The following is a 23,373-nucleotide window of genomic DNA, read 5'->3' on the forward strand; positions in this document are numbered from 1 at the left end:
AGCGGCGCGACGGAAGGCGGTGCCGACGGACCGAGGTGGTCCGCGCCGCGCTCGCCCGCTTGCTACAGACTTCAGACCGAAGGATTTCAAAAATGAGACACAAAATGACAGCCGCCATGCTGCTCGTGGCCGGCCTCGTCGCCGCCCCGTTGGCGGTCGGCGCGCAGGACCAGATGCACGGCGCCGATCACGGCACGATGGATCACGGCACGATGGACCACGGTGCGATGGAACATGGTGCGATGAACCACGGCGCGGCCGCACCTGCGACCGGCGACGCCGCCACCGACGGCTACCGCGCCGCCAACCAGCGCATGCATGCGGACATGGAGATCGAGTACAGCGGCGACGCCGACATCGACTTCCTGCGCGGCATGATCCCGCATCATCGCGGCGCGATCGACATGGCGAAGGTGGTGCTGGAGTACGGCAAGGACCCCGAGGTGCGGGCGCTCGCCGAAAGCGTGATCAAGGCGCAGGAGGCCGAGATCGCGCAGATGGAAGCCTGGCTCGCCGAACGCGGCGCCAACTGACACGGCCGAGGCCCCGTCGGCGGAGACGCCGGCGGGGCGGGCGGCGGGCGCCTCAGTCCTCGACGGCGTCCATGTCGGGATCGAGCGGAACCTCTTCCTCGAGGGCCGGCGCCGGCACGCCGGGCTTCGGCCGCGGCAGCGGCACGGCGCCGTCGGCCGCGACGGGCGGCGGCTCGGCATCCTCGACGTTCGCCTGGGCGGCGCGGCCACCCTCGCCGTCGCGGGCGCTCGGCGGCGGCACGTCGCTCTCCTGCCGGCAGTCCTTCAGCCAGACGTCGTAGACGGGGTGCTCGATGGCGTTGAGGCCGGGGCTCGCGGCGTACATCCAGCCGGTGAAGATGCGCTGGATCTTCTGCTCGAGCGTGATCTCGTCGACCTCGACGAAGGCGTCCGTCTGCGGCGCCTCGGTGGGCGAGCGGGTGTAGCAGACGCGCGGCGTCACCCGCAGCGCGCCGAACTGCACCGTCTCGTCGATATAGACGTCGAAGGTGATGATGCGGCCGGTGATCTTGTCGAGGCCGGTGAAGACGGCGACGGGGTTGGCGATCCGGTCGGCGGCGGCCGGCGAGGCCGCGGTCAGCGCCGACGTGGCAACGACGGCGGCGAGCACCGATCGGCGGGCGAAATCCCTTGTCATCTTGCTCCGTCTTCAATGCGGCGGCCGCGCAGAGGTGCGGCGCAGCCCTTAGCACTTCGGCCGCGTGAGGCAAAGGGCGAGGCTGGCCGGCGAATGCGGCAATCCAACGACTGTGGCAAGGGCGCCGCGCCCGCGCGTCAGGGCAGCCTGGCGAATCGCTCGACGAGCAAATCGTAGAAGCCGTCGTCGTCGACGTCGCGCAGCACGAGGGCATTGGCCGGGCGGCCGGTCACCGACCACCAGTCGATCACCGTCATGCCGCGGGTCAGCGGGCTCGCCGTCTCGATCGCGACATTGACGGTGCGGCCGGAAAACAGCTCGGGCTGCAGCAGCCAGGCGACCGTCATCGGGTCGTGCAGCGGGCCGCCGACGCTGCCGTATTTCTCCTCGTCGAAGCGCTTGGCGAAATCGAGCAGCCCCGCATAGGCCGGGCCGCAGCGATTCGGCAGCGCCCGGAAGCGGGCGATCCGCGCCGGCGTCGTCGGCGCCTTGTGGGTGACGTCGAGCGGCAGCACCACGAGCGGGATGCCCGAACGGAACACCAGCGCCGCCGCCTGCGGGTCGACGTAGATGTTGAACTCCGCGGCCGGCGTGACGTTGCCGCCCTCCGACATCGCGCCGCCCATCAGCACGATCTGGCCGATGCGCTCGGCGAGCCGCGGCTCGCGCGCCAGTGCGATCGCGATGTTGGTGAGCGGGCCGAGCGCGCAGATCGTGACGGTCTTCGCCGGCCGCGCCATCACCGTCTCGATGATGAAGTCGGTGGCGTGGCCCGGCTGCACCGGCATGGTGGGCTCGGGCAGGTCGAAGCCGTCGAGGCCGCTGACGCCGTGGACGTATTCGGCGGTCTCGAGCGGCTCCAGCAGCGGCCGGTCGGCGCCGGCATAGACCGGCACGTCGGACGCGCCGCAGAGTTCGAGCACCCGGCGCGCGTTGTCGACGGTGCGCGGCAGCGGCACGTTGCCGGCGACGACGGTGACGCCGAGGATCTCGAAGACCTCCCGCGCCGCCGCGGCGAGCCCGATCGCCACCGCGTCGTCCTGGCCGGGATCGGTATCGATGATGATCGGCAGGGCCGCCATGCGGTGCTCCGGATCTGGATGTCGGGAATTTTTGGCTACGGCGGCGCGAACGGCGACGGCCACACCGTCAGCCGGTGCGGCTGGTCACTTTGCAGTGCTGCAGATCAGCCGCCGGGGGTCCAGGCGTCGTAGTCGCCGGTCGCCTTGGGGCGGCTGCCGCTGGCGAGGATCGAGCCCTGCGGTCGGTAGGCCGCGGCGGAGCCGGTCGGATTGGCGCGGTGCGGCTTCTGCCAGGCGCGGGGCTGATAGGTCTCGTCGACCGGGGCGACGTCGACGCGGTGATGCATCCAGCCGTGCCAGCCCGGGGGAATCGCGGTCGCTTCCGCGACGCCGTTGTAGGCGACCCAGCGGCGGCTGCCGTCGGCGGTCTTGTAATAGACGTTGCCGAACTCGTCTTCCCCGACGCGCACGCCCTTGCGGGCGGTGAAGACGCGCGTGCCGATGGTGGTGCCGTTCCACCAGGTGAACAGCTGCAGCAGAAAGCTCTTCATGATCCGCTTCTTTGCCGGTGACGTCGGCGGGACTATGGCGAGGCGGCGCCGCGCTGTCCAGTCGGCGCGGCGGGGTCAGTAGCCCGTGCGCACGGCGGCGAAGGCGCTGCTGGTCCGGTGGGTGCGGCGGCGGGCCGGCCGGAGCGCGGGCTTCGGCAGCGGCTTGGGCAGCCGCGCGGCGGTTCCCGCCGCCTGGCCCTGCGCCTCCTTCTTCGCCGCCGGCTTCGTCTCTTTCTTCGTCGCCGGTTTGCGGTCAGCCGAAACGGCCTCCACGGCAGCCGGCGGCGATGCGGCCGGAGCGCCGTGCGGCGGCGGCGACGCCGTGGCGGGTGCGGGCTCGTCCCCCGTCGCCGGGAGCGGTCGCTGCAGGATGCGGTCGACTGTCGCCTGCGCGCTGACGATGCGGCGGAAGCTGCGGTCGTGGAAGAGGCGGGCGTTCTCCAGCGTCTCGGCGCGCACGCGCTGGGCGTCGAGCGCTTCGGCGACGCCGGTGATGACGTAGTGGCCGTTCTCGGTGAGCTGGTACTGCCGGCTGTCGCGCAGGATCCGGTGGACGCGGTCGGTCAGCACCGCCGGCGACACCGGCTTCACCAGGAACTGCTGCGCCCCGGCGAGCAGCGCCCGCTCGACCACCCGCCGCGTCGCGTCGGACGAGACGAACAGCACGGGCACGAAGGAGAGCGGCGCCATGTGGCGGAAGCGGATGGTGCGCAGCAGCTGGTAGCCGGAAATGCCGGCGAGCTTCCAGTCGGTGATGATGAGATTGGGCGGCTCGATCAGCATCGCCTCCAGCGCGTCCTCGGCGAAGTCGAAGAAGCGGATGCGACGCGCCTTGAGCCCCGACAACATGGAGCGCATCATCATCTGCATCGGTTTTGACGCGTCGACGACGACGATGTCGAGGAGACTGCTCGGCAGCGCGTAGCAGCTGTGGTGACTCATGCCGGCGCGCCTTTGCTGTGGGCGATCTGGGCCTGAGCCTAGTCGAAAATCGATGCGGCCCGGTTCACGCGGCAGGGCGGATTCGACTGAAACTTTAATCTGATTTTAAAGAATCGCTCCGGTGCAGATCGGGCGTCAGACACCATATGTAGATTCAGTGGTGCTTCTGGCATCAATGTATTGTGTCTGCGTTGACTCTCGAGGTGCGACTCGCCTAGCCTTCCAGGGGTCGGAGCGAGGCAATGCGGCGTGGCCGCGAACCGGGGTCTCGGCGGGCGACAGCGCCCGTCGGCAGCCGGCTCCCCGGCACTTCGAACGAATCGGCCCTCGGGCCGCTGCCTGAGGCGGGCGGCATCGTCAAACGGGAATCGTCGATCACGGACACGAAGCCAATCGTCCGTGGAAAAGCTTCGACGGCTGTTGATGAGTGCCCTGCCCCCGATTGGCTGGCGGTGCTTTGGCCGCCATATGTAGCTCAGCAGTTTACGGCGCACACAATATCTGGCGCCGTCCATATTCCGGAAGGGTTGAGACGATGCGGGTCGAACGGAGATTTACGAAGGACGGCCAGTCGGCCTATGCGGACCTCGCCTTTCGCGCGACGATCAGCGAGATCCGCAATCCCGACGGCTCCGTCGTGTTCCGCGCCGCCGACCTGATGGTTCCGGACAGCTGGAGCCAGGTCGCGAGCGACATTCTCGCCCAGAAGTACTTCCGCAAGGCCGGCGTGCCGCGCGTGCTGAAGCGCGTCGAGGAAAACGACGTGCCGTCGTGGCTGTGGCGTTCCGAGGCCGACACCGCGGCGCTGGCCGCCCTGCCCGAGGCCGAGCGCTTCGGCGGCGAGACCGACGCGCGCCAGGTGTTCGACCGGCTCGCCGGCACCTGGACCTACTGGGGCTGGAAGGGCGGCTACTTCGACAGCGAGGCCGACGCGCACGCCTTCCACGACGAGCTGCGCTTCATGCTCGCCACCCAGCGCTGCGCGCCGAACTCGCCGCAGTGGTTCAACACCGGCCTGCACTGGGCCTACGGCATCGACGGCCCCGGCCAGGGCCACCATTACGTCGACTATCGCACCGGTGAGCTGACGCGCTCGAGCTCGGCCTACGAGCACCCGCAGCCGCATGCGTGCTTCATCCAGTCGGTCGAGGACGACCTCGTCAACGACAACGGCATCATGGATCTCTGGGTGCGCGAGGCGCGCCTCTTCAAGTACGGCTCGGGTACCGGCTCCAACTTCTCCAAGCTGCGCGGCGAGGGCGAGAAGCTGTCGGGCGGCGGACGGTCGTCCGGCCTGATGAGCTTCCTCAAGATCGGCGACCGCGCCGCCGGCGCCATCAAGTCGGGCGGCACCACGCGCCGCGCCGCGAAGATGGTGGTGGTCGACGCCGACCATCCGGACATCGAGCAGTACATCAACTGGAAGGTGCGCGAGGAGCAGAAGGTCGCCGCTCTCGTCGCCGGCTCCAAGGCGTGCTCGAAGCACCTCAGCGCCATCATGAAGGCCTGCGTCAACTGCGAGGGCCCCGGTGACGACTGCTACGACCCGGCGAAGAACCCGGCGCTGAAGCGCGAGATCCGCGCCGCCAAGAAGGCCGCGGTGCCGGAGAACTACATCCGCCGCGTCATCCAGTTCGCCCGCCAGGGCTACACCTCGATCGACTTCCCGGTGTTCGACACCGACTGGGATTCGGAGGCCTACCTCACCGTCTCGGGCCAGAACTCGAACAACTCGGTGCGCGTCACCGACGCGTTCCTGCGCGCTGTTGAAACCAACGGCGACTGGAAGCTGACCGCCCGCAAGGACGGCAAGGTGATGAAGACGCTGAAGGCGTCGGACCTCTGGGAGCAGATCGGCAACGCCGCCTGGGCCTCGGCCGACCCCGGGCTGCAATTCCACACCTCGATCAACGACTGGCACACCTGCCCGGCGTCCGGCGAGATCCGCGCCTCGAACCCGTGCTCGGAGTACATGTTCCTCGACGACACGGCCTGTAACCTCGCCTCGCTGAACCTGCTGCAGTTCCGCGGCGCGGCCGGCACCGACGGCGCCGAGCGCGTGTTCGACGTCGCCGCCTTCGAGCACGGCGTTCGCATCTGGACCATGGTGCTCGAGATCTCGGTGCTGATGGCGCAGTTCCCGTCGAAGGAAATCGCGCGGCTCTCCTACGAGTACCGCACGCTCGGCCTCGGCTACGCCAACATCGGCGGCCTGCTGATGTCGTCGGGCATTCCCTATGACAGCGCCGAGGGGCGCGCGATCTGCGGCGCGATCACCGCGGTGATGACCGGCGTCTCCTACGCCACCTCCGCGGAGATGGCCGGCGAGCTCGGCCCCTTCCCCGGCTACGGCGCCAATGCCGAGCACATGCTGCGCGTCATCCGCAACCACCGCCGCGCCGCCCGCGGCGAGAGCAGCGGCTACGAGGCGCTGTCGACGCCGCCGGTGCCGCTGGACCTTGCCTCCTGCAAGGACACCGCGCTGGTCGCCGCAGCCTCCGCCGCCTGGGACAAGGCGCTGGAACTCGGCGAGGCGCACGGCTTCCGCAATGCCCAGGTCTCGGTGATCGCCCCGACCGGCACCATCGGCCTCGTCATGGACTGCGACACCACCGGCATCGAGCCCGACTTCGCGCTGGTGAAGTTCAAGAAGCTCGCCGGCGGCGGCTACTTCAAGATCATCAACCGCGCGGTGCCCGAGGCGCTCAGGGCGCTCGGCTATCCGGAAAGCCAGATCGCCGAGATCGAGGCCTATGCCGTCGGCCACGGCTCGATGGAGCAGGCCCCGGCGGTCAACCCCGGCCGGCTGAAGCTGAAGGGCTTTTCCGACGCGGCGCTCGACAAGGTGCGCGGCGCGCTGAAGGCCGCCTTCGACATCAAGTTCGTGTTCAACCGCTGGACGCTGGGCGACGACGAGCTGAAGGCGATGGGCGTGCCGGCCGAGAAGCTGGACGACCCGGCGTTCGACCTGCTCACCCACCTCGGCTTCTCGAAGGCCGAGATCGAGGCGGCGAACACCCACATCTGCGGCGCGATGACGCTCGAGGGCGCGCCGTTCCTGAAAGTCGAGCACTACGCCGTGTTCGACTGCGCCAACCCCTGCGGCCGGCTCGGCAAACGCTACCTCTCGGTCGAGAGCCACATCCACATGATGGCGGCGGCGCAGCCGTTCATCTCGGGTGCGATCTCGAAGACGATCAACATGCCGAACGAGGCGACCGTCGAGGACTGCAAGAACGCCTACATGCTGTCCTGGCGCCTCGGCGTGAAGGCGAACGCCCTCTACCGCGACGGCTCCAAGCTCAGCCAGCCGCTGAACAGCCAGCTGATCGCCGACGACGAGGATGACGCCGAGGACGCCGTCGACGCGATGATCGCCGAAAAGGCGATCGCCGCCCGCGCCGCCGTCGCCGCCGAGAAGATCGTCGAGCGCATCATCGAGAAGCGGGTGCGCGAGCGCGAGAAGCTGCCGAACCGGCGCAAGAGCTACATCCAGAAGGCGATCGTCGGCGGCCACAAGGTGTATCTCCACACCGGCGAATACGACGACGGCCGTCTCGGCGAGATCTTCATCGACATGCACAAGGAAGGCGCGGCCTTCCGGGCGATGATGAACAACTTCGCCATCGCGATCTCGCTCGGCCTGCAGTACGGCGTACCGCTCGAGGAATACGTCGAGGCCTTCACCTTCACCCGTTTCGAACCGGCGGGCATGGTGCAGGGCAACGAGGCGATCAAGAACGCGACGTCGATCCTCGACTACGTGTTCCGCGAGCTCGCGATCTCCTACCTCGGCCGGCACGACCTCGCCCACGTCAACCCCGACGACATCGGCAACACGGCGATGGGCTCGGGCGTCAACGAGGGCAAGGGACCGGAAGGCGTCGTCAGCCACGGCCTCGTCCGCGGCCAGACCCAGCGCTTCAAGGTGCTGCCCGGCGAGGCCAAGGGCGCGGCCGGCGGCGCCGCCCCCACCGCCGCCTCCAACGTCTCGGCGTTCGCCCGCGCCAGCGCCTCCACCCCGGTCACCGCCCTCGGCGGCGGCGCCGCCACCGCCCTGAAGCGCGACCTCGACACCGACCCCGCCCGCGAGGCCACCGTCGGCCACGCGGAGGCGACCCCCGCCGCCAAGGCGCAGTCGGAACTCGCGGTGAAGGTCGCGAAGGCCCGGGCTCAGGGGTATGTGGGCGAGAGCTGCAACGAGTGCGGAAACTTCACGATGGTGCGGAATGGCACGTGTCTGAAGTGCGACACGTGTGGAAGTACTAGTGGTTGTTCCTGATACTAAACCTACTCGCACCGCATAGGATGTGGGTTTGCACGGGCAAATGAGAGCTATCGGGGGCGGCGCGCTACCAATCGGCGCTGTAGCTGACCCCGACAGCGTCTCCAGTAAGCGCCCGGACCACCCGACCGTAGGTCGTGGGCGTTGGGCGGCCCAGGTTAGACATCGAGGCAAAGCCCGCACTGGACAATCCAATTCGGAAGGGTGAGCCGGCGCTCCTGCGTCGCGCTGCCTTCCGCGCCGTCGGAATGCACGACCGACGCGTTGCAATGACACTCAAGCAGCCGCTGTTCGGCTCTCAATCGCCGATCTGGAAGCCCACCTTTCGGACTTGGCCCTTTCGCACGAATACGCCTGGGCCTTTCGTCTCCGTCTCCGGCACGAACTCGATGCCTTCCTGCTCCAACGCCTTCTGCACGCGCATGGAGGTCTCAAGCTCGACCGGCTTGCATGCCTCGATCCGCACTAGGGAACGTTTGCTGACGCCGGCTTTCCTGGCGAGGTCGACCGCGCTCATGTCCAGAAGAACTCGCGCCGCACGGAGGAGGTCATAGGAGGCTTGCATACGCGACCTCTACTCGGTGTGGCGCCGTTCTTCCAGCTGAGTTCCAGTGGCGCCACCCGTGGCGCCTCGACGCCACCCTGCGCGACGCCGTATGCAGAACCCCTCCGGCGAGTCGCACTGAGTCGCCGAACCCTTGGTCGGCAGAAAGGGCCAGCGGCATGGTCGTGCAGTTGAAGCGTGGCGGCGGGAACAGCCCGGGCTTCGAAAGGCTCCTTCGGAAGCTGGACTGTCTGGTTGCCGACATGAAGGCGCTCCGGGATGGAAGCCTGCCGGAAGCGCTGGCAGGCGTCGAGCCTCCCATCCTGGATCGCTGGGCACCGGCGTTCGGGAACAATGTCTATCTCGTCGGTCTATCGACCGGCCACCCGAGGCTGATCGGCGAGAACAAGCTGATCAGCACATCCGAACTCATGCTCGTCTCAGAAGACCGGGCATGGGCGCGGACTCTGTTGCGCTGGTATCGCCTCGGCCGCGAGGTGAGCCGCACCGAACTGGACGAATGAGGACGCTTCGTGGCCCGCGCCTCCCGCCCCTCAGCCGACCTTCAGCAGCTTCACTTCGAGCGCCGCAGCAAGCAGGTGATTGCCGGGACTCGTCTTCCGAGCGAAGCCGACCTGTTGCGGGGCATGCCCTTCTATCGTGACGACGTAAGCGAGGACATCCGGGAGTTCACAGAGCGTGCCGCCGAGCATATCCGCGGCAGCGAAATGGCGGGGCTCGATTCCTTGCTCAGTATCCTAGACAGCCTCGCGTTGGCTCCCGGCGCCGAGGCACTCGCGCTGTTGGAAGCCGAGTTCAGGGATTACTCCGGTGTCGCAGACCTTCCCACCGACGCACGGCGAATGCGCTGCCGCATCTACCGAGCGGCGTGTGGCGATGCCGATGCGTCGGCGCTCGTCGCGGCGGAGATCGCCGCGCTCGGTCTCGAGGACATCCGCCAGGGGCACGGTCGAGACCTCGTATGGCGCTCGCTTGGCTGGGCCGTGCATTCGCGCCGCATGGAGGACTGGCACGGAACCGGCGCGCGCGTCAGCTTCGCCGGAAAGCACTACCGGGAGGGCGTCGGCGCCTATGCGAAGGAGTTCAGCAAGGCATTCGACCCGACCTCGGAGGTGCAGGGAAGATCGACGCCGAGCGGTAGGGCGGCAGCGACGTTCGACGAGACGACGTACGGGTCCCGGTCTGGTTCCGGCGAAGAAGGTATTGTGGTCTTCAAGACGATCGGCAAGGTGACGACCAAGGGAGGCGCAGAGGTCGGCAAGGACTATGGGCGCCTCGTCGGCAACGCGTTGCCGCTGTCGCCTGTCCCGGACATCCACCTGGTTCGAGGAGTCCTGCTCGAAGAGTTTCCCTACGCGGCGTCGGTGATCGAAACCGTCCTGCGTGATCTCGACGGCCGAGACGGTGTCCACGTCGGGCCGACGCTCCTGATCGGCCCGCCCGGGTCGGGCAAGAGCCACTTCGCGCGGCGGCTCGCCGAGGAACTGAAGACCCCGTGGGAGATGATTCCTTGCGGCGGCCTGTCGGACGGCATGCATGGCGGCGCAACGCGGAAGTGGGCGACCGGCGAACCGAGCCTGCCTGTGTCGGTGATCCGCACGCACCGCCACGCCGGTCCCGTCATCATCCTCGACGAGATCGAGAAGGCTGGCACCGGCCGCCACAATGGAACCCTTCATGACGTCCTGCACGGACTGCTCGAGCGCGAGACGGCCGCGCGCTGGCACGACCCCTACATCGACGCTTCCTGCGACCTCTCGCACATCTCCTGGATCATGACGGCCAACACCGTGGAGCCCGTGCCGAGATCGCTGCGCGATCGCTGCCGCTGTATCCGCTTTCCCGAACCCGGGCCCGAGCACCTGTCCGCGCTCGCTCAGCGGCTTTTGGCCGAGAAGTACCGCGACAAAGGATTCGATCCGAAGTGGGCGGTTCCGCTCGATGGGGTCGAGCTTGAGGCGCTGTCGGCCGCATGGCCGGGCGGCTCGATCAGAACCCTGCAGCGGATCGTAGAGCGCCTCATCGACGTGAGGGAGGCGAGCATGACCCGCTGCTAGCGCGCCCGTGAAACCTTCAGCACCCCGTCATTGGATGCCCCTGGACCTGCCAGTATAGGCATTCGATTGCTTCGAAACCTTCGCGCCGCCGTCCTGCGAGTAGGCGGCAGGGATTCGACGTGCCGTGGACATCGCCGACGCTCCCTTGGAGATGACATTAAGCTCTGGATCTTCTCGGACCTGCACCTCGAATACGCGCCGCTGCGTGAACTGCTCGCAATCCCCGATGCCGACGTCTGCGTCGTCGCCGGAGACCTTTGCCGCGGCCCCGCCAACAGCGTGCGCTGGCTTGCCGAGCACATCGCGCCGTCGATGCCGTGCGTGTTCGTCGCCGGGAACCACGAGTTCTACAAAGGCTCGATCCGCGAGGGACTGGAGGAAGGCCGAAGAGCTGCGCAGGAATCCCTGTCGTGCATTTCCTGGAGAGCGACATAGTCACGATCAACGGCGTCGCGTTCATCGGCGCCACGCTCTGGACCGACTACCGCATCGAGGGCCATCAGCTTCTCGCCATGCGGCACGCCCGTGGGCGCATGAACGACTACCGCCAGATCGTGCTCCAGCGGAAACCATGGCAGCGCTTCTCGTGCCGGAAGCCGCGGCGCGGATGCACCAGGATTCGCGACGGTTCATCGAAGACGCCTTGGGGGCCGCACGCATTCCCACGGTGGTTGTCACGCACCATCTGCCGCACGCGGCGTCATTGCCCGAGCGCTTCAGGGGACCTGCTCAACGCCCGACTCGTCCGAATTCACGAAGATCATCCGGTCCGGCCGTCTGGGTACACTGGCACACCCATGACAGCTGCGAGCATCTTGTCGAGATGACCCGAATAGTCTGCAATCCGCGGGGATATAGTGACGAGAACGGACGGTTCGAAGCGGGTAAGGTCGCGAAGATTTCCGCTCGAGGTCTCGGCATCGGTACATCTCTCGAGCCCAATCCTTGGTGAACTCGAAGGGCAGTAACGAGCCCTCAATCGCGAATCCGCTTCGCTCGCCTCCCGAGATGACGTCGTGTTCGTATGCCGCTTCGCCAGCACATACAGCACGACATGCTAATGTGGGGTCTCGCCCCCTCGCAGAGGCACGGACACATCCAATTTGCAGACCGCGGCACCCCTTGCTTGAAGCCTGATTAGCCCACGGCAAGTTCCGAGGTGAGAAGCTCGCTGTTGACGAAAAGGCACCTTCAAATCTGAAAGATGCGCATGGCCATGGCCACGAGCTGGGCCGCGCGTTCCTCAATGGCCTGCACCGTCCAAGCTTCGCGCTGACCGATCCGCCGGTTCATTGTCAGGCCGCTTTCCTGGAAAAGCGGGCGCTTATGGGCGAAGGCGCGCGAGCCGAGCCGGTCGTTTTCGGGCCCGCTCAGGAAAGTAAGGTTGCCGAGCGTGTCGACCATCGCGTCGAGCGCCGGATCTTGGTCATCAGCATGCTGGGCGTAGACATGCTCGATCGTACCGCTCTCGAAATCGAGAATGCGTGTCTCGTCGCGGCAGACAGGGTCGCCCTGTGGGTTGTCGTCAAACCAGCGATGAAAATCCTCCAGCGTCATAAGCAGATACTTCAGCGGCTTGTTGCCGAACTGGCCACGCGTGTAGCGCAGTTGCTCGACAGCTGCCATGAAGGTCGCGTCCGGAACAAAGCGTTCGACCAAAACATGCAACTCACCGCGTAACGCCGCCATTTCAAATGCTTCGGCGTTGCGCCGGATATCGACAGCGAAGCGGTTGAGAACGGCCTGCGCGCGGTCGCGGGGCCCCTCCCCGATCACATGGTAGCGGAAGGCGAACCGCTCGAGCAGAACTACCAGGCGGGTAAAGACGGCGCATGGCAAGTTGGTTGCGGCGATTAGCAGCGAGATGCAGTCGGTGTAGCGAAGATGAAAGGTGAGCAGCCGCAGCCGATTTCGTTGCCAAGAATTGCTCCCGGCTGCCGAAATCGGCCAGTCTCCGGCGGTGAGCGACTTAATGCCGCGAAACTCGGTAGCGAGCCTTCGCATCTGCTCGACAAGCTCGCCTACGCCGCGGGTGTCGAGCCGCGTATCGCGCGAGACGGCCGGAAAGAAGGCGAGCATATAATCGTCCAGCGAAGTTCCCCGGCTTGGCCACTGGCCGATCTGAGACGCGTATAGCCAGCCAATCGCGTTGCGAACGATGTGTGGCTCTTCGGCCAACACTTCGTCCCAGAGTTCCTCGACCTCGCTGATCTGACCGAGGCCTGCAGCTTTTTCCATCGCCTCGAGGGTTGCCGATCGCAACAATTCGCCCTCGGTGAGGCTCACGCCGCGGTCATTGAGGACCTGAAAAAGCATGTAGGCGTCGTCCTTGTCGGTCGCCGCCATATGGATGATGGTCCAGTCGGTTTTGAGAACCTCGTGGAGGTAATGAAGCCGCTCGGCCTTAGCGGGCGCGTCGGCGACGGAATCGATCAGCTCACGAACATACTCGCCGATCTGCTTATAGGCGTCGGCCAAGAGACGATGCGACTTGCGCTCCTGCGCGGGGGTGCCGCCAGCGAGCAGGGCGGCGAAAAAGGGTTGATCGGGCGCGGAGAGCTGGACGCGGGCGACCTCTATATTCTCGAGCTGAATCTCGTCCTGCAGTACCTCGTAGCTGGTCGCGATCATTGCGGCGCGCTGTTCGAGGACCGGTTTCAACTTGTCGCCAGTCTCCAAGGCGGAGGCGACCGCGACGAGCGCGTGCCGTATCTGGCTGATCAGCATGGCGAAGGTAGCCAACCGCTGCTGGCCGTCAACGACCTCGAGATTGGAGCGTGAAGAGGCGGGAATTGGCGCGTCGACGGTGACGAGGCCACCGAAGAAATGATGCTTGCCTTCGCCGCCGGCAAGGCGGCTTTGCAGACAGTTTGCCATGTCCCGCAGGAACGTGGAAATCTCGTGGTTCCCCCAAGCGTAGTTGCGCTGGTAACGCGGTGCCTGGAAGGTTTGCTGAGCGCCGAGCAGCCGCGCCACCGACTGGTGGCGGGGGGCGATCAGGCGCTTTGCTTTCTCGTCAGGCATTTGCCGACCAGAGCCGATGATAGCCGACGAGGAAATCCTCAAGCGTGTGAGGTGCGGGCATGCGATCGTCCATTCGCTGGAAACCAGCCGCGGCATAGAGGTTGAGCAACTCGTCGCCCTCCTGACTGAGGCGCGTCTGCGACTTTAGGTCGAGGAGCCGGACCATCTCCGCCTCGATACTCTCCTTGTCGTCCGGTAGAATGTCCTGACGCCGCAGCTCCGCGTCGACGAGGAGGCCGGCGATCAGCTCGGCCTGACCGCGATAGCTCTCGGGATACCCACGGAAGAAGTCGGTCGGTTCAAGATCGGCCGCCCGTCCCTGACGTCCTCCGTCCAGTCCGACCAGCAGGCAGCAATAGAAGGCGTCAAACATGAGGAAGCGCGGGGCCGCCTCACGTTGGGCGGGAGTGAGACTGCGAGCGAAGGCGCGTGCATCAACGACGTCGAACCAAGTCCGTGCCCGGCTGTGGAGTTTGAAGGCCATCACGCGGCGTCCCGGTCCTGGAACGTTCGGAAGAAAGGAAGTCCGGGAACGACCGAGGTTTCTCCGTCTTCCCGCGAGATTGTCAGAAAACGGACGTCGTCGCCTTTCTCGTAGAAAGCCTCCGCGAAACCTTCCCGCTCGGTCGAGATAACGAACATAATCATCTGATCGAAGAAACCGGGAATGAGTTCGCCGACTTCGCGTCTGTTCACTGCATCAAGCGAAACCGCCGGGCTGTCGACCACGAAAGGGAGCCGATATGGTGCATCCGACAGGAGCGAGGTGAGGAAGGCATAGGCGACCGACAGGCTTTGCCCCTCGCTGATCTCGGGTTTCGTGCCAAAACCAGGCGTTGCAATCTCGAGAAATCCTGCGATCCGCGAGACCTCCAGCCGCTCGGTCCGGGCGATCCGGACCAGCTTCTCGTTGGTGCGCAACCGGACGCGCTCGCGCAACCGGTCCAGCGATAACCGATCGACATCGTCGATGAGCGATTTGAACGCTTCGGCCTTGAGCTTGAATGTGCGGGTGTTCGTCGCGATAGACAGACGATCTTCCCGTTCGCCGAGTTCGGTTTCGCATTGCGGAAGATTTGACTCCCAGGTCAGCCGCAGCGCGCGCTGACGGTGGCTGTCCCGGGTGGTGAGCCGCTCCAATTGAGCTTCAAGCCGGTCGATGTCCGAGCGCGCCGTGGCGAGCTCCTGTTGGAGGAGTTCGAGCTCGTCGTCGCCCTGGTCGACGCGCTCGATCTCGAGGCGTTCACGCTCGGTTCTGAGGCGCTGCCTATCGGAGAGCTTGCCAGACAGGCGGGTGATGCTCTCCGAAAACGCCTGCGCGTCCCCTTCGGTCGAGCGCAGTGCTAGCTTCATCTGGTTGATGATTGAAATCTGGTCTTGAGCTAGGTAGCGGTGTGCGCCCTCAATAATATGCTCGCGTTCGTCGTGGCCGAGCTCCCGCCCGCAGATGCAGGTGTCGCGAGTTGCGAGATCTCGGAAGAATTCAGCGGACATAGTTTCCGGCAACTTCAGTTCGAACAGCCGGCCGCCGAGCGATTGCAGGCGCTCAAGTAAGCGGGGATGCACGCAGGGCGGGCGACGCAGCGCGGTAAGCACTTCGACGTTCAGCTCGTTCACATCAGTCCTGAGCTCGCGCTCGCGATCATCGAGCGCGCGGAGGCGCTCGCGTAAGCCCTCGTCCTCGCTGATATGCTCCTCAATCGCCGCCTTGAGCCGGGCTGCCTCGGCGCGGCGGATTTCGAGCGATGTCGATGTCGATGCGGCTTCATTCTCCAGGCGGCGCTTGACCGCGGACGCTTCATTGCGGGCATTGCGCAGTCGTGTCAGGCCGCGCTCCTCGCTGGCCGAGGTCATCGCCGCAGCCCGCCGCTGCTCAAGATCGACCAGCTTGTCAACGGATGACTTAAGTCCTGAAATCTGGCTCAGCCGGTAAAGTGACCGTATCGCTTCGTCGGCGGCTCGCTGCCGCAGGTCGCGGATTGCCCTTGCCAACTCACCATCGAAGACGAAGAGCCTCGCCATCTGCGGCGTTAGCAGGTCTGACAATTCTGTCGGGAGCACGCGCCCCGCGACATGACCACCGTCGCGCGTATCGGCGCGCACGGTGTAGCGCGTCGCGCTGCCATCGCGGAAATTGAACTCGAACCCGAGCCGGTAAGGGCGGTTATCGATCAGCAAACGGAGTTCGAACGATCCGGTGGCCTCATCACCGCCGCGAAAGGACTGCACCACCGAGGGCGGGATTTCCTCGTCCGTGAACGCGTAGCGCAACAGCGTCATGGTCGTTGTCTTGCCCATTCCATTGGCCATCTGGATCAGCGTCCAGCGATTCGGCTGCTCGCCAAGGTCTATGTCGAGGTGACGCAGCCCCCCCCGCAGGTTGCGTGCGCTCCAGCCACGGATGAGAACCTGCACCTAGGACTCTCCTTCCGTGTCGATCGTGACGAGTTCGAGCACCCGCCGGACCTCGCTCTCGGCATGGTTGGAGATCAGCGCATTCTCGCAAAGTTTCCGAAAACGCCGGCGAAACTCCTCGGACGGTTCAGGCGACATGCTGTCGAGTGCCACGGTCAAAGCAGTCTCGATGTCGGGGTCCATGCTCATATTTCCAAGTCCTCTTCCGCGCGGCGGACTTGCGCGAGAGTCTGAAACCAAGCCCGGCGGTCCTCGTCGGCGGTCGTTTCCGGATTGATCTCGGACTCCTCGAGATCGTCGGTACGGATAAAGTCGACGACCGCCGCCCGCTTCTCGGGGTCTGCAGGGTCGATGCGAAGGCATCGCCCCAGTCGCTGGACGGTCTCGAGCCGCGAGCGTGCCGAGGCGAACAACACGATCGCGCCGACCGAACTGATGTCGATACCTTCCGAGATCCGCTTACAGGTCACCAAGCACTCCAGTTCGCCATCCGCGAACCGACGCAGATTGGCCCTATCATCGTCTCCATAGTAGGTGTGGAAGTCCAACCCCATGTCCATCAGAATCTGCTGGACGAGAAATCCGTATTCCGCGGTTTCCACAAAGATCAGCGACCGCCGAAGGATGTCGACATGGTCAGCGGCATAGGCTCGAAAGGGTGCTAGCTTCTGCTGCGAAAGCTTGCGAATACGGGCGAGCTCCTGGAATAGCTGTTCCTGTGGCTGCGGGTCCGGTCCGTTGGCGCGGGCGAAGTGTTTCCGGATCGCCTGCCGGACGGCCGCTTTATCGTCTTCGGAGAATTCATACTCGAGATCGACATAGTCGAACTCGCACAAGATCCCGCGCAAGATCGCCTGCTCCAGGGTGAAACGATAGATCACAGGGCCAATGTTGGCTTCGACGAAATCATTGCCAGCGGCATCATACGCACGCTCGGGCGTGGCACTGAGGCCAAGGCGGTAGACGAAGCCATCGAGCCGCGCGGTGAGCGCCTCGACTATGGCGGACGAGCCCATGCCGTGTACCTCATCGCAGATGAGCAAGCTCTTTTGCTGACGCTGCGCTGGTAGCTTGGACAGTACATTGACGAGGTTCTGCCGCGAGATCAGGAGCACAGACGCATCGTCGCCATTCAAATAGCCGAGGCCTTCGCGGTGCTCGGCATACTCCCGATAGATCGGCAGGTCAGTGCGGGTCAGTAGCTCGCGATACCATTGATCGAGCAGGTCGGTGCCATAGGCGCAGACGATCGCGCCCGTGATCGCGTCGCGGCGCCTTAGTTCCTCGACGATGCTGAGCGCAGTGCGCGTCTTGCCCGTCCCGGTCGCCATCTCCAAGACGCCGCGCTGCGCCTGGAGGAACGCGGTGATCGCTTCGCCCTGATGACGCCAGCGGTAGCTACGCCCGTCGCGGGGGAGACGGTAGGGACGCTCCAAACGGGTGGTGAGTTGTACGAGATCACGACGGATGGCGTCGGGAATTGTGTGGACGCGTAAGTTGGGGTCGCGGTTTTCCCAAATGCGAACGAACCGCTCTTTCTCTTCAAGCGCGCGGGCGGCCTCGCGCTCGTCGACCCACGAATAATAAACGCTAATCGATTCATAGTTGCGGAACGCGCGTTCGCTGTCGTTCGGTGACCCGCGAAACGCGACCATGTCGCTCCCACTGTCGATGAAAATCCCGAACTTGTCGTGGAAATCGCCATCGAGTTCGGCGGCGGGGATGGCTATTTTGAGATCGAGAAGGCCATCGGCGACCATCCACGCCAGCGTCGCGAGCGTCTGGGTCCGCGACCCGGCTTCGAGTTCGTGGAGCACTGCCCGCATCGCCGCCGCGAGCTGCGTATCTGCACGTGCGTCATAACCTTGGACGAGCGCGTTCCAGTCGTCTTGATCGAGCTTCGGACTGGCAACGATCCTGGCCTTGCCGCCAGCCGATGCTAAGGCCGCCAGCCCCGTCGCCGCGAGACGCACCCACTCCGACGTAAAGAAACCAACGCCGCGATCATATTGGACCGCCCGGCCGAGCGCGGGAATGATAAAGCTTTCGAGGATCTGGTCCGTCGATGTGTTGAAGCTTGGCTTGATTGGAAGGTCGCGCAGTGACATGCCGGTATTCGACTCCCCTCCCTAGTGGTCGCCACCAACAGTAGCGCGAACGAACCTGCAAGTCAGTTGGAAGGCGAGGATGTTCGCCGGCAACGGCTTACGCTGCGAAGCGTCGCAATTCCTGCGCCGCGGAGATGAGCTGGGCGGCAAACGTGGCAAGGTCATCAGCTGACGTGCCCCGGCCGGGTGACACACGGAAAGCCTGCCGTGCACGCGGTGTGTCGCCGAACATCGCGATGAGCACGTCGCTTGTCTTGACCTTGTCGGTCGCGCACGCGCTTGAAGCGGAGAAGCTCGCCACCGCGTTCAACCGGTGCATCAGCGCGAGCGGCTCGACGTCGGCAATCGACAGCGAGACGTTGCCGGGGATGCGCTGGAGGGGATGACCATTGTAGGAGACCCCCGCCAGTGAGGAGGAAACGTGCGCCACGAAGTCGGCGCACAGAGCAGTGAGCCGTGCGCTCTCGCTGCGGCCCTCTCGCCCGACAATCTCGAGCGCCGCGCCGAGTCCGACAATCAACGGCACCGCGAGCGTCCCCGAACGAAGACCCCGTTCCTGACCGCCGCCCCATACCGTCTGTTCGAGCTTCACGCGGGGGGAGCGGGAGCGGACGTAGAGCGCCCCCACGCCTTTGGGCCCATAGGCCTTGTGCCCGGATATACTGGCGAGGTGGATATGCTCCGCCTGAACATCGAGCGCGCGATGCGGAAGCAATTGCGCGAGGTCGCTATGAAAGATCACGCCGCGCGCCTCGCAAACCGCACCGATCGCACCGATCGGCTGCATAGTACCGACCTCGTTGTTGGCGGCCATGATTGACACAAGCGCGGTGTCGTCGCGCAGCGCCCGCTCAACCTCGCCGACGTCGACGCGTCCATCTTCGTCGACGGCAATAACTGTCAGCTCGAAACCTTCGCGCTCCAGTTGCCGCATTGGCTCCATTACGGCCGGGTGCTCGACGGCGCTGGTGACAAGATGACCCTTGCCGGGTCGCGCCCGGGCCGCGCCCAGAATGGCGATATTGCTTGCCTCAGTACAGCTCCCGGTAAAGATGATCTCGTTCTCGCGGGCGCCAAGATGCGTAGCTACCTGCGCGCGGGCTTTCGTGACCGCTGCTTGAGCCCGATTGCCGTGGACATGCTCGACGCTCGATGCGTTGCCATAGATTTGCGTGAAGTAGGGCAACATAGCATCAAGCACGCGACGATCGACCGGCGTGGTCGCGTTGTGATCGAGATAGAGCGGATCGGCGAGAGCGTCGTTCACGCGGCTGCCGCCAGCCTGGCGATGTCGGCGGGCGCCTTCGCTCGCACAGACAAGGTAGCGACGCCGCGGTGAATATGGGCGCGAAGCCGTGCGACGAGCTCATCGTTGGCAAGCGCGCGGCCGTCCGCCTCTTCCTCGACCATCCGGAGCATCGCGGTGATCAGCCCATTGTGGTCGCCCATCAGCGTGTAGGCGTTGAATTCGCTTCCGCCCTCGTCTGTCACCGGCGCAGGTCCAACCGATCCCTCCTCCAGCGACAGCATCATCGCCATCCGGCAGAGCAGGTTCGGGGTGAGCCCTGTCCGCTGGCGAAGGGAGCGCAGCCGGCTTTCGGCATCGGCGGAGATCTTAAGCTTGGTGAACCGCATCAGCGACCTCCTCATCATAGAAGTAGCCGGCGCGCGCCAATGTCGAACGTTGTTCTGAGTCGTAGTCGAGGAGATACGTGTGACTGACCGCGGGCATCAGTTTGCGGAGCAGCGCTCGATCGACCTCGGTATCAGTGGACAGCACGATGACCTGATGGCTCGCTTCGGGGAAATAGCGCTGGACCAGCGCCGCCCGATGTTCGGAATCGAGCCGCGCGAGCGGTGTGTCGATAATCATGGGGAGCGCGCGTCCGCTGGTACGAGCGAGCGCCCACAGCATCGCGATCGCATAAATCTGCTTCTCGCCCGCAGAAAGCGTCGACTTGGCGATCTCGTTGCCATCGCGGTCGATCAACGTGGTCACGAAGGTCGCCGGATCGATGCGGACATCGGCGACGAAGCCTTCCTTGCGCGCCAAGTAGTTGAAGCGATTCACGAACTCGGAACGCAGCCGGGCGAGCTTCGCAGCGAGCAGGCGCTCTTCATACTGCTGGAGCGCTTTGCTGATCCGACCGGCGAGCGCGGCGCGGTCGTGCGAGGCTTCGGCTTCGGCTTGCGCCTGGAGCAGCTTCTCCCGCTCGCGCATGAGGGTGGCCCGGCGGAACCGTAGTGCCTTGAGCTCCTCCGAACGCGCGGCAATCTCGGCCTCGATCGCGACGACCTGCTTCTCGGCGACGAGCAGCTCGTCGAGAACGACGCCGCTTCCCTCGCCGGACGCTCGCACGAGATTGGCCTCGGCGTCCTTTAGGCGGGCGTTGAGCCGATCGAGCTCCGATGCGATCAGGGCCGCTTTGGCGACCGTGGTCTCTCGGGCCTCACGAAGCTGGTGCAGCAGATTCGCGCGTTCGCGTGCCTCGATGTCTGCGAGCAACTCCGTTTCGCGATTCGCTGGCGCGAGCGAGTCGGCGGCAAGGAAAGTTTCAAGATCGCGCCAGTGATTGTCTTTCCAGGCCGCTGAGCGCGCGGGGTACCCGGTCGCGCGCCAAGCGAGGAGGCGCTCACGAAGTGCAGCGGCCTCGGCGCCGCCGCCTCCACTAGTCTGGGTCAGCACCTTGGTCAGCCTTGCAGCGACGCGAGGGGCCATGGCAAAGGGTAGAAGCCCGCCCGCCAGATCCCGCAGTTCGGCTTCCCGTCTGGCGAATTGGCTCTTGGTCTCGTCGCGGGTAGCCTCGAGCGTCGCGCGCTGGTTTGCGGCGTTCCCGCCCTCGGACGCGAACCGACGGCGCGCGGTGTCGGCGGCCCGGGCCTGACCGGCACGGCGCGAATTAAGCTCGGCGATCACTTCCTGGAGCGCGGCTATTCGTGCATCGAGTGCGCGCTCCTCATCGACGAGGCCCTGAAGACGCACCGCCGATTTCGTAGCCTCGCCTTCGGCGCGCCGCGCTATGAAGAGGCCGAGGTCGGTTCGCAGCCGTCCGACCAGCTCGATGCCAAGCAGGCCGCGCACCGCGTCGGCCAAACCGTCATCGATATCGTCACGGGCGATGTCGGCAATCTTCTCGCCATCGAAGAAGAATAGCTGCGAGACGCCCGGTGGGATCAGTTCCTGCAGGAAATGGTGCCACTCTTCTCGGGGAACCGAATCGACGGGCTTGCCGTCCTTCTCCAGCACGATTGTTTCGGGGGCGCGCGTGCCCTTGGCGGCCCATCGACGAATTACCCGATAGCGGTGGGTGCGGCCGGCTTCGGCATAGTCGAACTCCAGCCCGACCGAGGCGGCACCGGCGACCCGCCCCCCCGGGCCGACGTGGAGGCGCGAACGAATATATGCCTCATACTCGCTCTGTCCAATGCGGTGACCGAGCGCCAGCCGACCATAGAGCGCCAGACGAACCGCCTCTAGCAGGGTAGTCTTGCCAGAACCGTTGCGCCCGCCGAACAGCACCACAGGCGTTTCGCGGCCAGAACCGCGCCTTGGTACCAGATCGAGCACCTGTCGCCCGGAATAGAGCCCGAAATTTTCAATCTCGATAGTGCGCAGGATCATCGCGCCAGTTCCTCGCCGTCGAAGGGCAGTTCAAGCTCTTCGTCGACCTCCGCCTCACGAGCCAACCCATTCCAGGCGACACCGAGCGCGTTCCTGCGTTCGGCAACCACGGTCTCATAGTCGCGCCATTCAAGCTTGAATGCTTCTTCGATCCGTGTGTGGACGGCATGCCGCCGCTTGAGGCCATGTGAGGCCCGCTCGATGTCGAGGAGCCGCATGACCAGTTCCGGCGGAACGTCATTATCCGAACAGATCATCTCCAGCAGTTCGCCGTCCTCCGCGGTGAACGCGACGGCGTCTTCGTTGATCCAGTCGGGCTCTTTGAAATCCGGATCGCGGCCCAGCGTCTCACGTACAATGCGAGGAACGGAATCCTCCCAGTCACCGCGTTCGGTGCGCCATAAGCGGCGGATCTCCTGCAGTTCGGCCTCGTGTATGAGGATCGGTGCTTCGCCAGCCGGGGCCTCTCGCGCTACCTGCCTCTGGGTCTCGAGTAGCTCCCGCAGCAACTTGCGCCGAAAATCCATCGTATACGGCCCCGGCATAACCCGGTCGGTACCCTTAATGAAGGTGACGCCGCCAGCGCGGCGGCGGAATTCACGAAACTCAAGCTTGCGCTTGGGATCTTGAGTTTCGGAGAGCTTGTCCCGAAATTCGAGCAGGGGGGTGAGCCATTCCTCGCCCGAGTCGATCATTGCCTCCATGGCTTTGTCCCGCTCAACAACCGTGCAAACCCAGCAGCCGAAGCGCGAGTTGCCGCACGATGGCGTCGAGGTGTCGACCACCAGCGGACACTCACCCGACGCAGCGTTGCGGTACATAGCAACCAGGTCGCGATTGTCATTGCCCCAAGGCGACGCGTTCTGGAGCAGGTAGGACCACACCTCGTCGGTCGAAAACTCAGCAATCGGCGCATAGACGTAGGCGTTGAGCAGCGAAGAGTGCTTCAATAGGCGGGAGCCCTCGATGCGGTGAAGCGACATCACCTGCGCCCGCGTGGCTGATTCCTGACGGCGGACTCCGAGCACCATTATAATTTCGCCAAACTCGGCGACGCGGCTCCGGATAAAGTCGTTGGCCGGCTCGATCTTGAGCCGCTCGGTACACCAACGGAAACGCCGGGAGGGGGCCGGATAGCCACGGCCGATCAGATTGACCCAGAAACTCCTGTCGACATCAGGCACCACCTTGCGGGTGATCACCGGCATTGACTGTTCGACCGCCGCCTCCGCGATCCGTTTCAGCGACACGTCGATGTAGTTAGAAACCACCGGCGTCTCCACCAGTGTATCCGAGCTAATGACGAAGATGGTCTTTGTGCGCTTCTCGGGTGGCAGCGCGCTGATCGCTGTCCAGATGATCTGTAACGCGGTCGTCGAATCCTTGCCGCCCGAATAGCCCACGACCCAAGGCCGCGCATCGCTCAGATAAATGTCCCGCACGTCGCCATACAGGCGCTTCAACCGCGCCGCCTGGTCGCCCGACTCGATATTTTTCATTCGCATCCACCTCGATCCGCATCCCTATCTCATCTGCTTGCTGACGTCAGCGACTTCCAGTGGACTGGATCGCAAAAATCAGTTCGGACGTGAGTGCGACCCTGGCGCGCGAG

At 65.1% G+C, this 23,373-nt stretch carries 19 protein-coding genes; 5 read left to right on the forward strand and 14 right to left on the reverse strand.

The features are described 5' to 3' along the window. Positions 1–92 precede the first annotated feature (92 nt). Complete coding sequence (gene copM / locus I5731_RS19375) at positions 93–533, forward strand: CopM family metallochaperone (RefSeq protein WP_235981906.1); 441 nt, start codon at positions 93–95, stop codon at positions 531–533. A 52-nt stretch (positions 534–585) separates the two neighbouring features. Here the strand turns inward: copM and I5731_RS19380 are convergent, their stop codons facing one another. From I5731_RS19380 to I5731_RS19395, 4 genes are all read right to left on the reverse strand, one after another. Further along, positions 586–1,170 carry a DUF2155 domain-containing protein gene (locus tag I5731_RS19380; protein ID WP_197313058.1) on the reverse strand — a complete coding sequence of 195 codons (585 nt, stop codon included), beginning with the start codon at positions 1,168–1,170 and terminating at the stop codon, positions 586–588. A 137-nt stretch (positions 1,171–1,307) separates the two neighbouring features. Continuing rightward, on the reverse strand, positions 1,308–2,252 hold the full coding sequence (locus I5731_RS19385; protein WP_197313059.1) for a nucleoside hydrolase: 945 nt from the start codon (positions 2,250–2,252) through the stop codon (positions 1,308–1,310). 104 nt (positions 2,253–2,356) lie between these two features. After that, positions 2,357–2,743, reverse strand: coding sequence for an NADH:ubiquinone oxidoreductase subunit NDUFA12 (locus I5731_RS19390; RefSeq protein ID WP_197313060.1), 387 nt, complete (start codon positions 2,741–2,743; stop codon positions 2,357–2,359). A gap of 75 nt (positions 2,744–2,818) precedes the next feature. Further along, positions 2,819–3,685: a response regulator gene (locus I5731_RS19395; RefSeq protein ID WP_197313061.1), complete on the reverse strand. Its 867-nt coding sequence runs from the start codon at positions 3,683–3,685 to the stop codon at positions 2,819–2,821. 535 nt (positions 3,686–4,220) lie between these two features. On the opposite strand from I5731_RS19395, the gene I5731_RS19400 reads away from it, so the two are divergent. After that, complete coding sequence (locus I5731_RS19400) at positions 4,221–7,967, forward strand: vitamin B12-dependent ribonucleotide reductase (protein ID WP_197313062.1); 3,747 nt, start codon at positions 4,221–4,223, stop codon at positions 7,965–7,967. A 301-nt stretch (positions 7,968–8,268) separates the two neighbouring features. On the opposite strand, the gene I5731_RS19405 is transcribed toward I5731_RS19400, so the two are convergent. Then, positions 8,269–8,535: a helix-turn-helix domain-containing protein gene (locus I5731_RS19405; protein WP_268926591.1), complete on the reverse strand. Its 267-nt coding sequence runs from the start codon at positions 8,533–8,535 to the stop codon at positions 8,269–8,271. A gap of 158 nt (positions 8,536–8,693) precedes the next feature. On the opposite strand from I5731_RS19405, the gene I5731_RS19410 reads away from it, so the two are divergent. From I5731_RS19410 to I5731_RS20100, 3 genes are all read left to right on the forward strand, one after another. After that, complete coding sequence (locus I5731_RS19410) at positions 8,694–9,038, forward strand: DUF6634 family protein (protein WP_197313064.1); 345 nt, start codon at positions 8,694–8,696, stop codon at positions 9,036–9,038. A gap of 9 nt (positions 9,039–9,047) precedes the next feature. Next, entirely contained in the window at positions 9,048–10,592 is a 1,545-nt protein-coding gene (locus tag I5731_RS19415; RefSeq protein ID WP_197313065.1) for an AAA family ATPase, read from the forward strand. 66 nt (positions 10,593–10,658) lie between these two features. Next, the gene (locus I5731_RS20100) at positions 10,659–11,027 is read left to right on the forward strand and encodes a metallophosphoesterase (protein WP_197313066.1); all 369 of its coding nucleotides are present in this window, start codon (positions 10,659–10,661) and stop codon (positions 11,025–11,027) included. Between the two features lie 756 nt (positions 11,028–11,783). Here the strand turns inward: I5731_RS20100 and I5731_RS19425 are convergent. The 9 genes from I5731_RS19425 to dndC all read right to left on the reverse strand — a co-directional run bounded on the left by I5731_RS19425 (position 11,784) and on the right by dndC (position 23,260). Further along, complete coding sequence (locus I5731_RS19425) at positions 11,784–13,616, reverse strand: DUF262 domain-containing protein (RefSeq protein ID WP_197313067.1); 1,833 nt, start codon at positions 13,614–13,616, stop codon at positions 11,784–11,786. After that, on the reverse strand, positions 13,609–14,100 hold the full coding sequence (locus I5731_RS19430) for a hypothetical protein (protein ID WP_197313068.1): 492 nt from the start codon (positions 14,098–14,100) through the stop codon (positions 13,609–13,611). The genes I5731_RS19425 and I5731_RS19430 overlap by 8 nt, the downstream gene beginning before the upstream one ends. Then, positions 14,100–16,031: a coiled-coil domain-containing protein gene (locus I5731_RS19435; protein WP_197313069.1), complete on the reverse strand. Its 1,932-nt coding sequence runs from the start codon at positions 16,029–16,031 to the stop codon at positions 14,100–14,102. The genes I5731_RS19430 and I5731_RS19435 overlap by 1 nt, the downstream gene beginning before the upstream one ends. Next, positions 16,032–16,214 (reverse strand): bromodomain-containing protein, encoded by a 183-nt coding sequence (locus I5731_RS19440; protein WP_197313070.1) that lies wholly within the window; start codon positions 16,212–16,214, stop codon positions 16,032–16,034. A gap of 2 nt (positions 16,215–16,216) precedes the next feature. After that, entirely contained in the window at positions 16,217–18,139 is a 1,923-nt protein-coding gene (locus I5731_RS19445; protein WP_235981907.1) for a DEAD/DEAH box helicase family protein, read from the reverse strand. 97 nt (positions 18,140–18,236) lie between these two features. Further along, positions 18,237–19,406, reverse strand: coding sequence for a cysteine desulfurase family protein (locus I5731_RS19450; RefSeq protein WP_197313071.1), 1,170 nt, complete (start codon positions 19,404–19,406; stop codon positions 18,237–18,239). Then, positions 19,403–19,774 (reverse strand): DNA sulfur modification protein DndE, encoded by a 372-nt coding sequence (gene dndE, locus I5731_RS19455; protein WP_197313072.1) that lies wholly within the window; start codon positions 19,772–19,774, stop codon positions 19,403–19,405. The genes I5731_RS19450 and dndE overlap by 4 nt, the downstream gene beginning before the upstream one ends. After that, a complete protein-coding gene (dndD, locus tag I5731_RS19460) occupies positions 19,755–21,761 on the reverse strand; it encodes a DNA sulfur modification protein DndD (protein WP_197313073.1) in 2,007 nt (668 codons plus the stop codon). Before dndD ends, dndE begins: the two co-directional genes overlap by 20 nt. After that, complete coding sequence (dndC, locus tag I5731_RS19465) at positions 21,758–23,260, reverse strand: DNA phosphorothioation system sulfurtransferase DndC (protein ID WP_235981908.1); 1,503 nt, start codon at positions 23,258–23,260, stop codon at positions 21,758–21,760. The genes dndD and dndC overlap by 4 nt, the downstream gene beginning before the upstream one ends. Positions 23,261–23,373 lie beyond the last annotated feature (113 nt).

The sequence above is a fragment of the Methylobrevis albus genome, assembly GCF_015904235.1.
Classification (GTDB): domain Bacteria; phylum Pseudomonadota; class Alphaproteobacteria; order Rhizobiales; family Pleomorphomonadaceae; genus Methylobrevis_A; species Methylobrevis_A albus.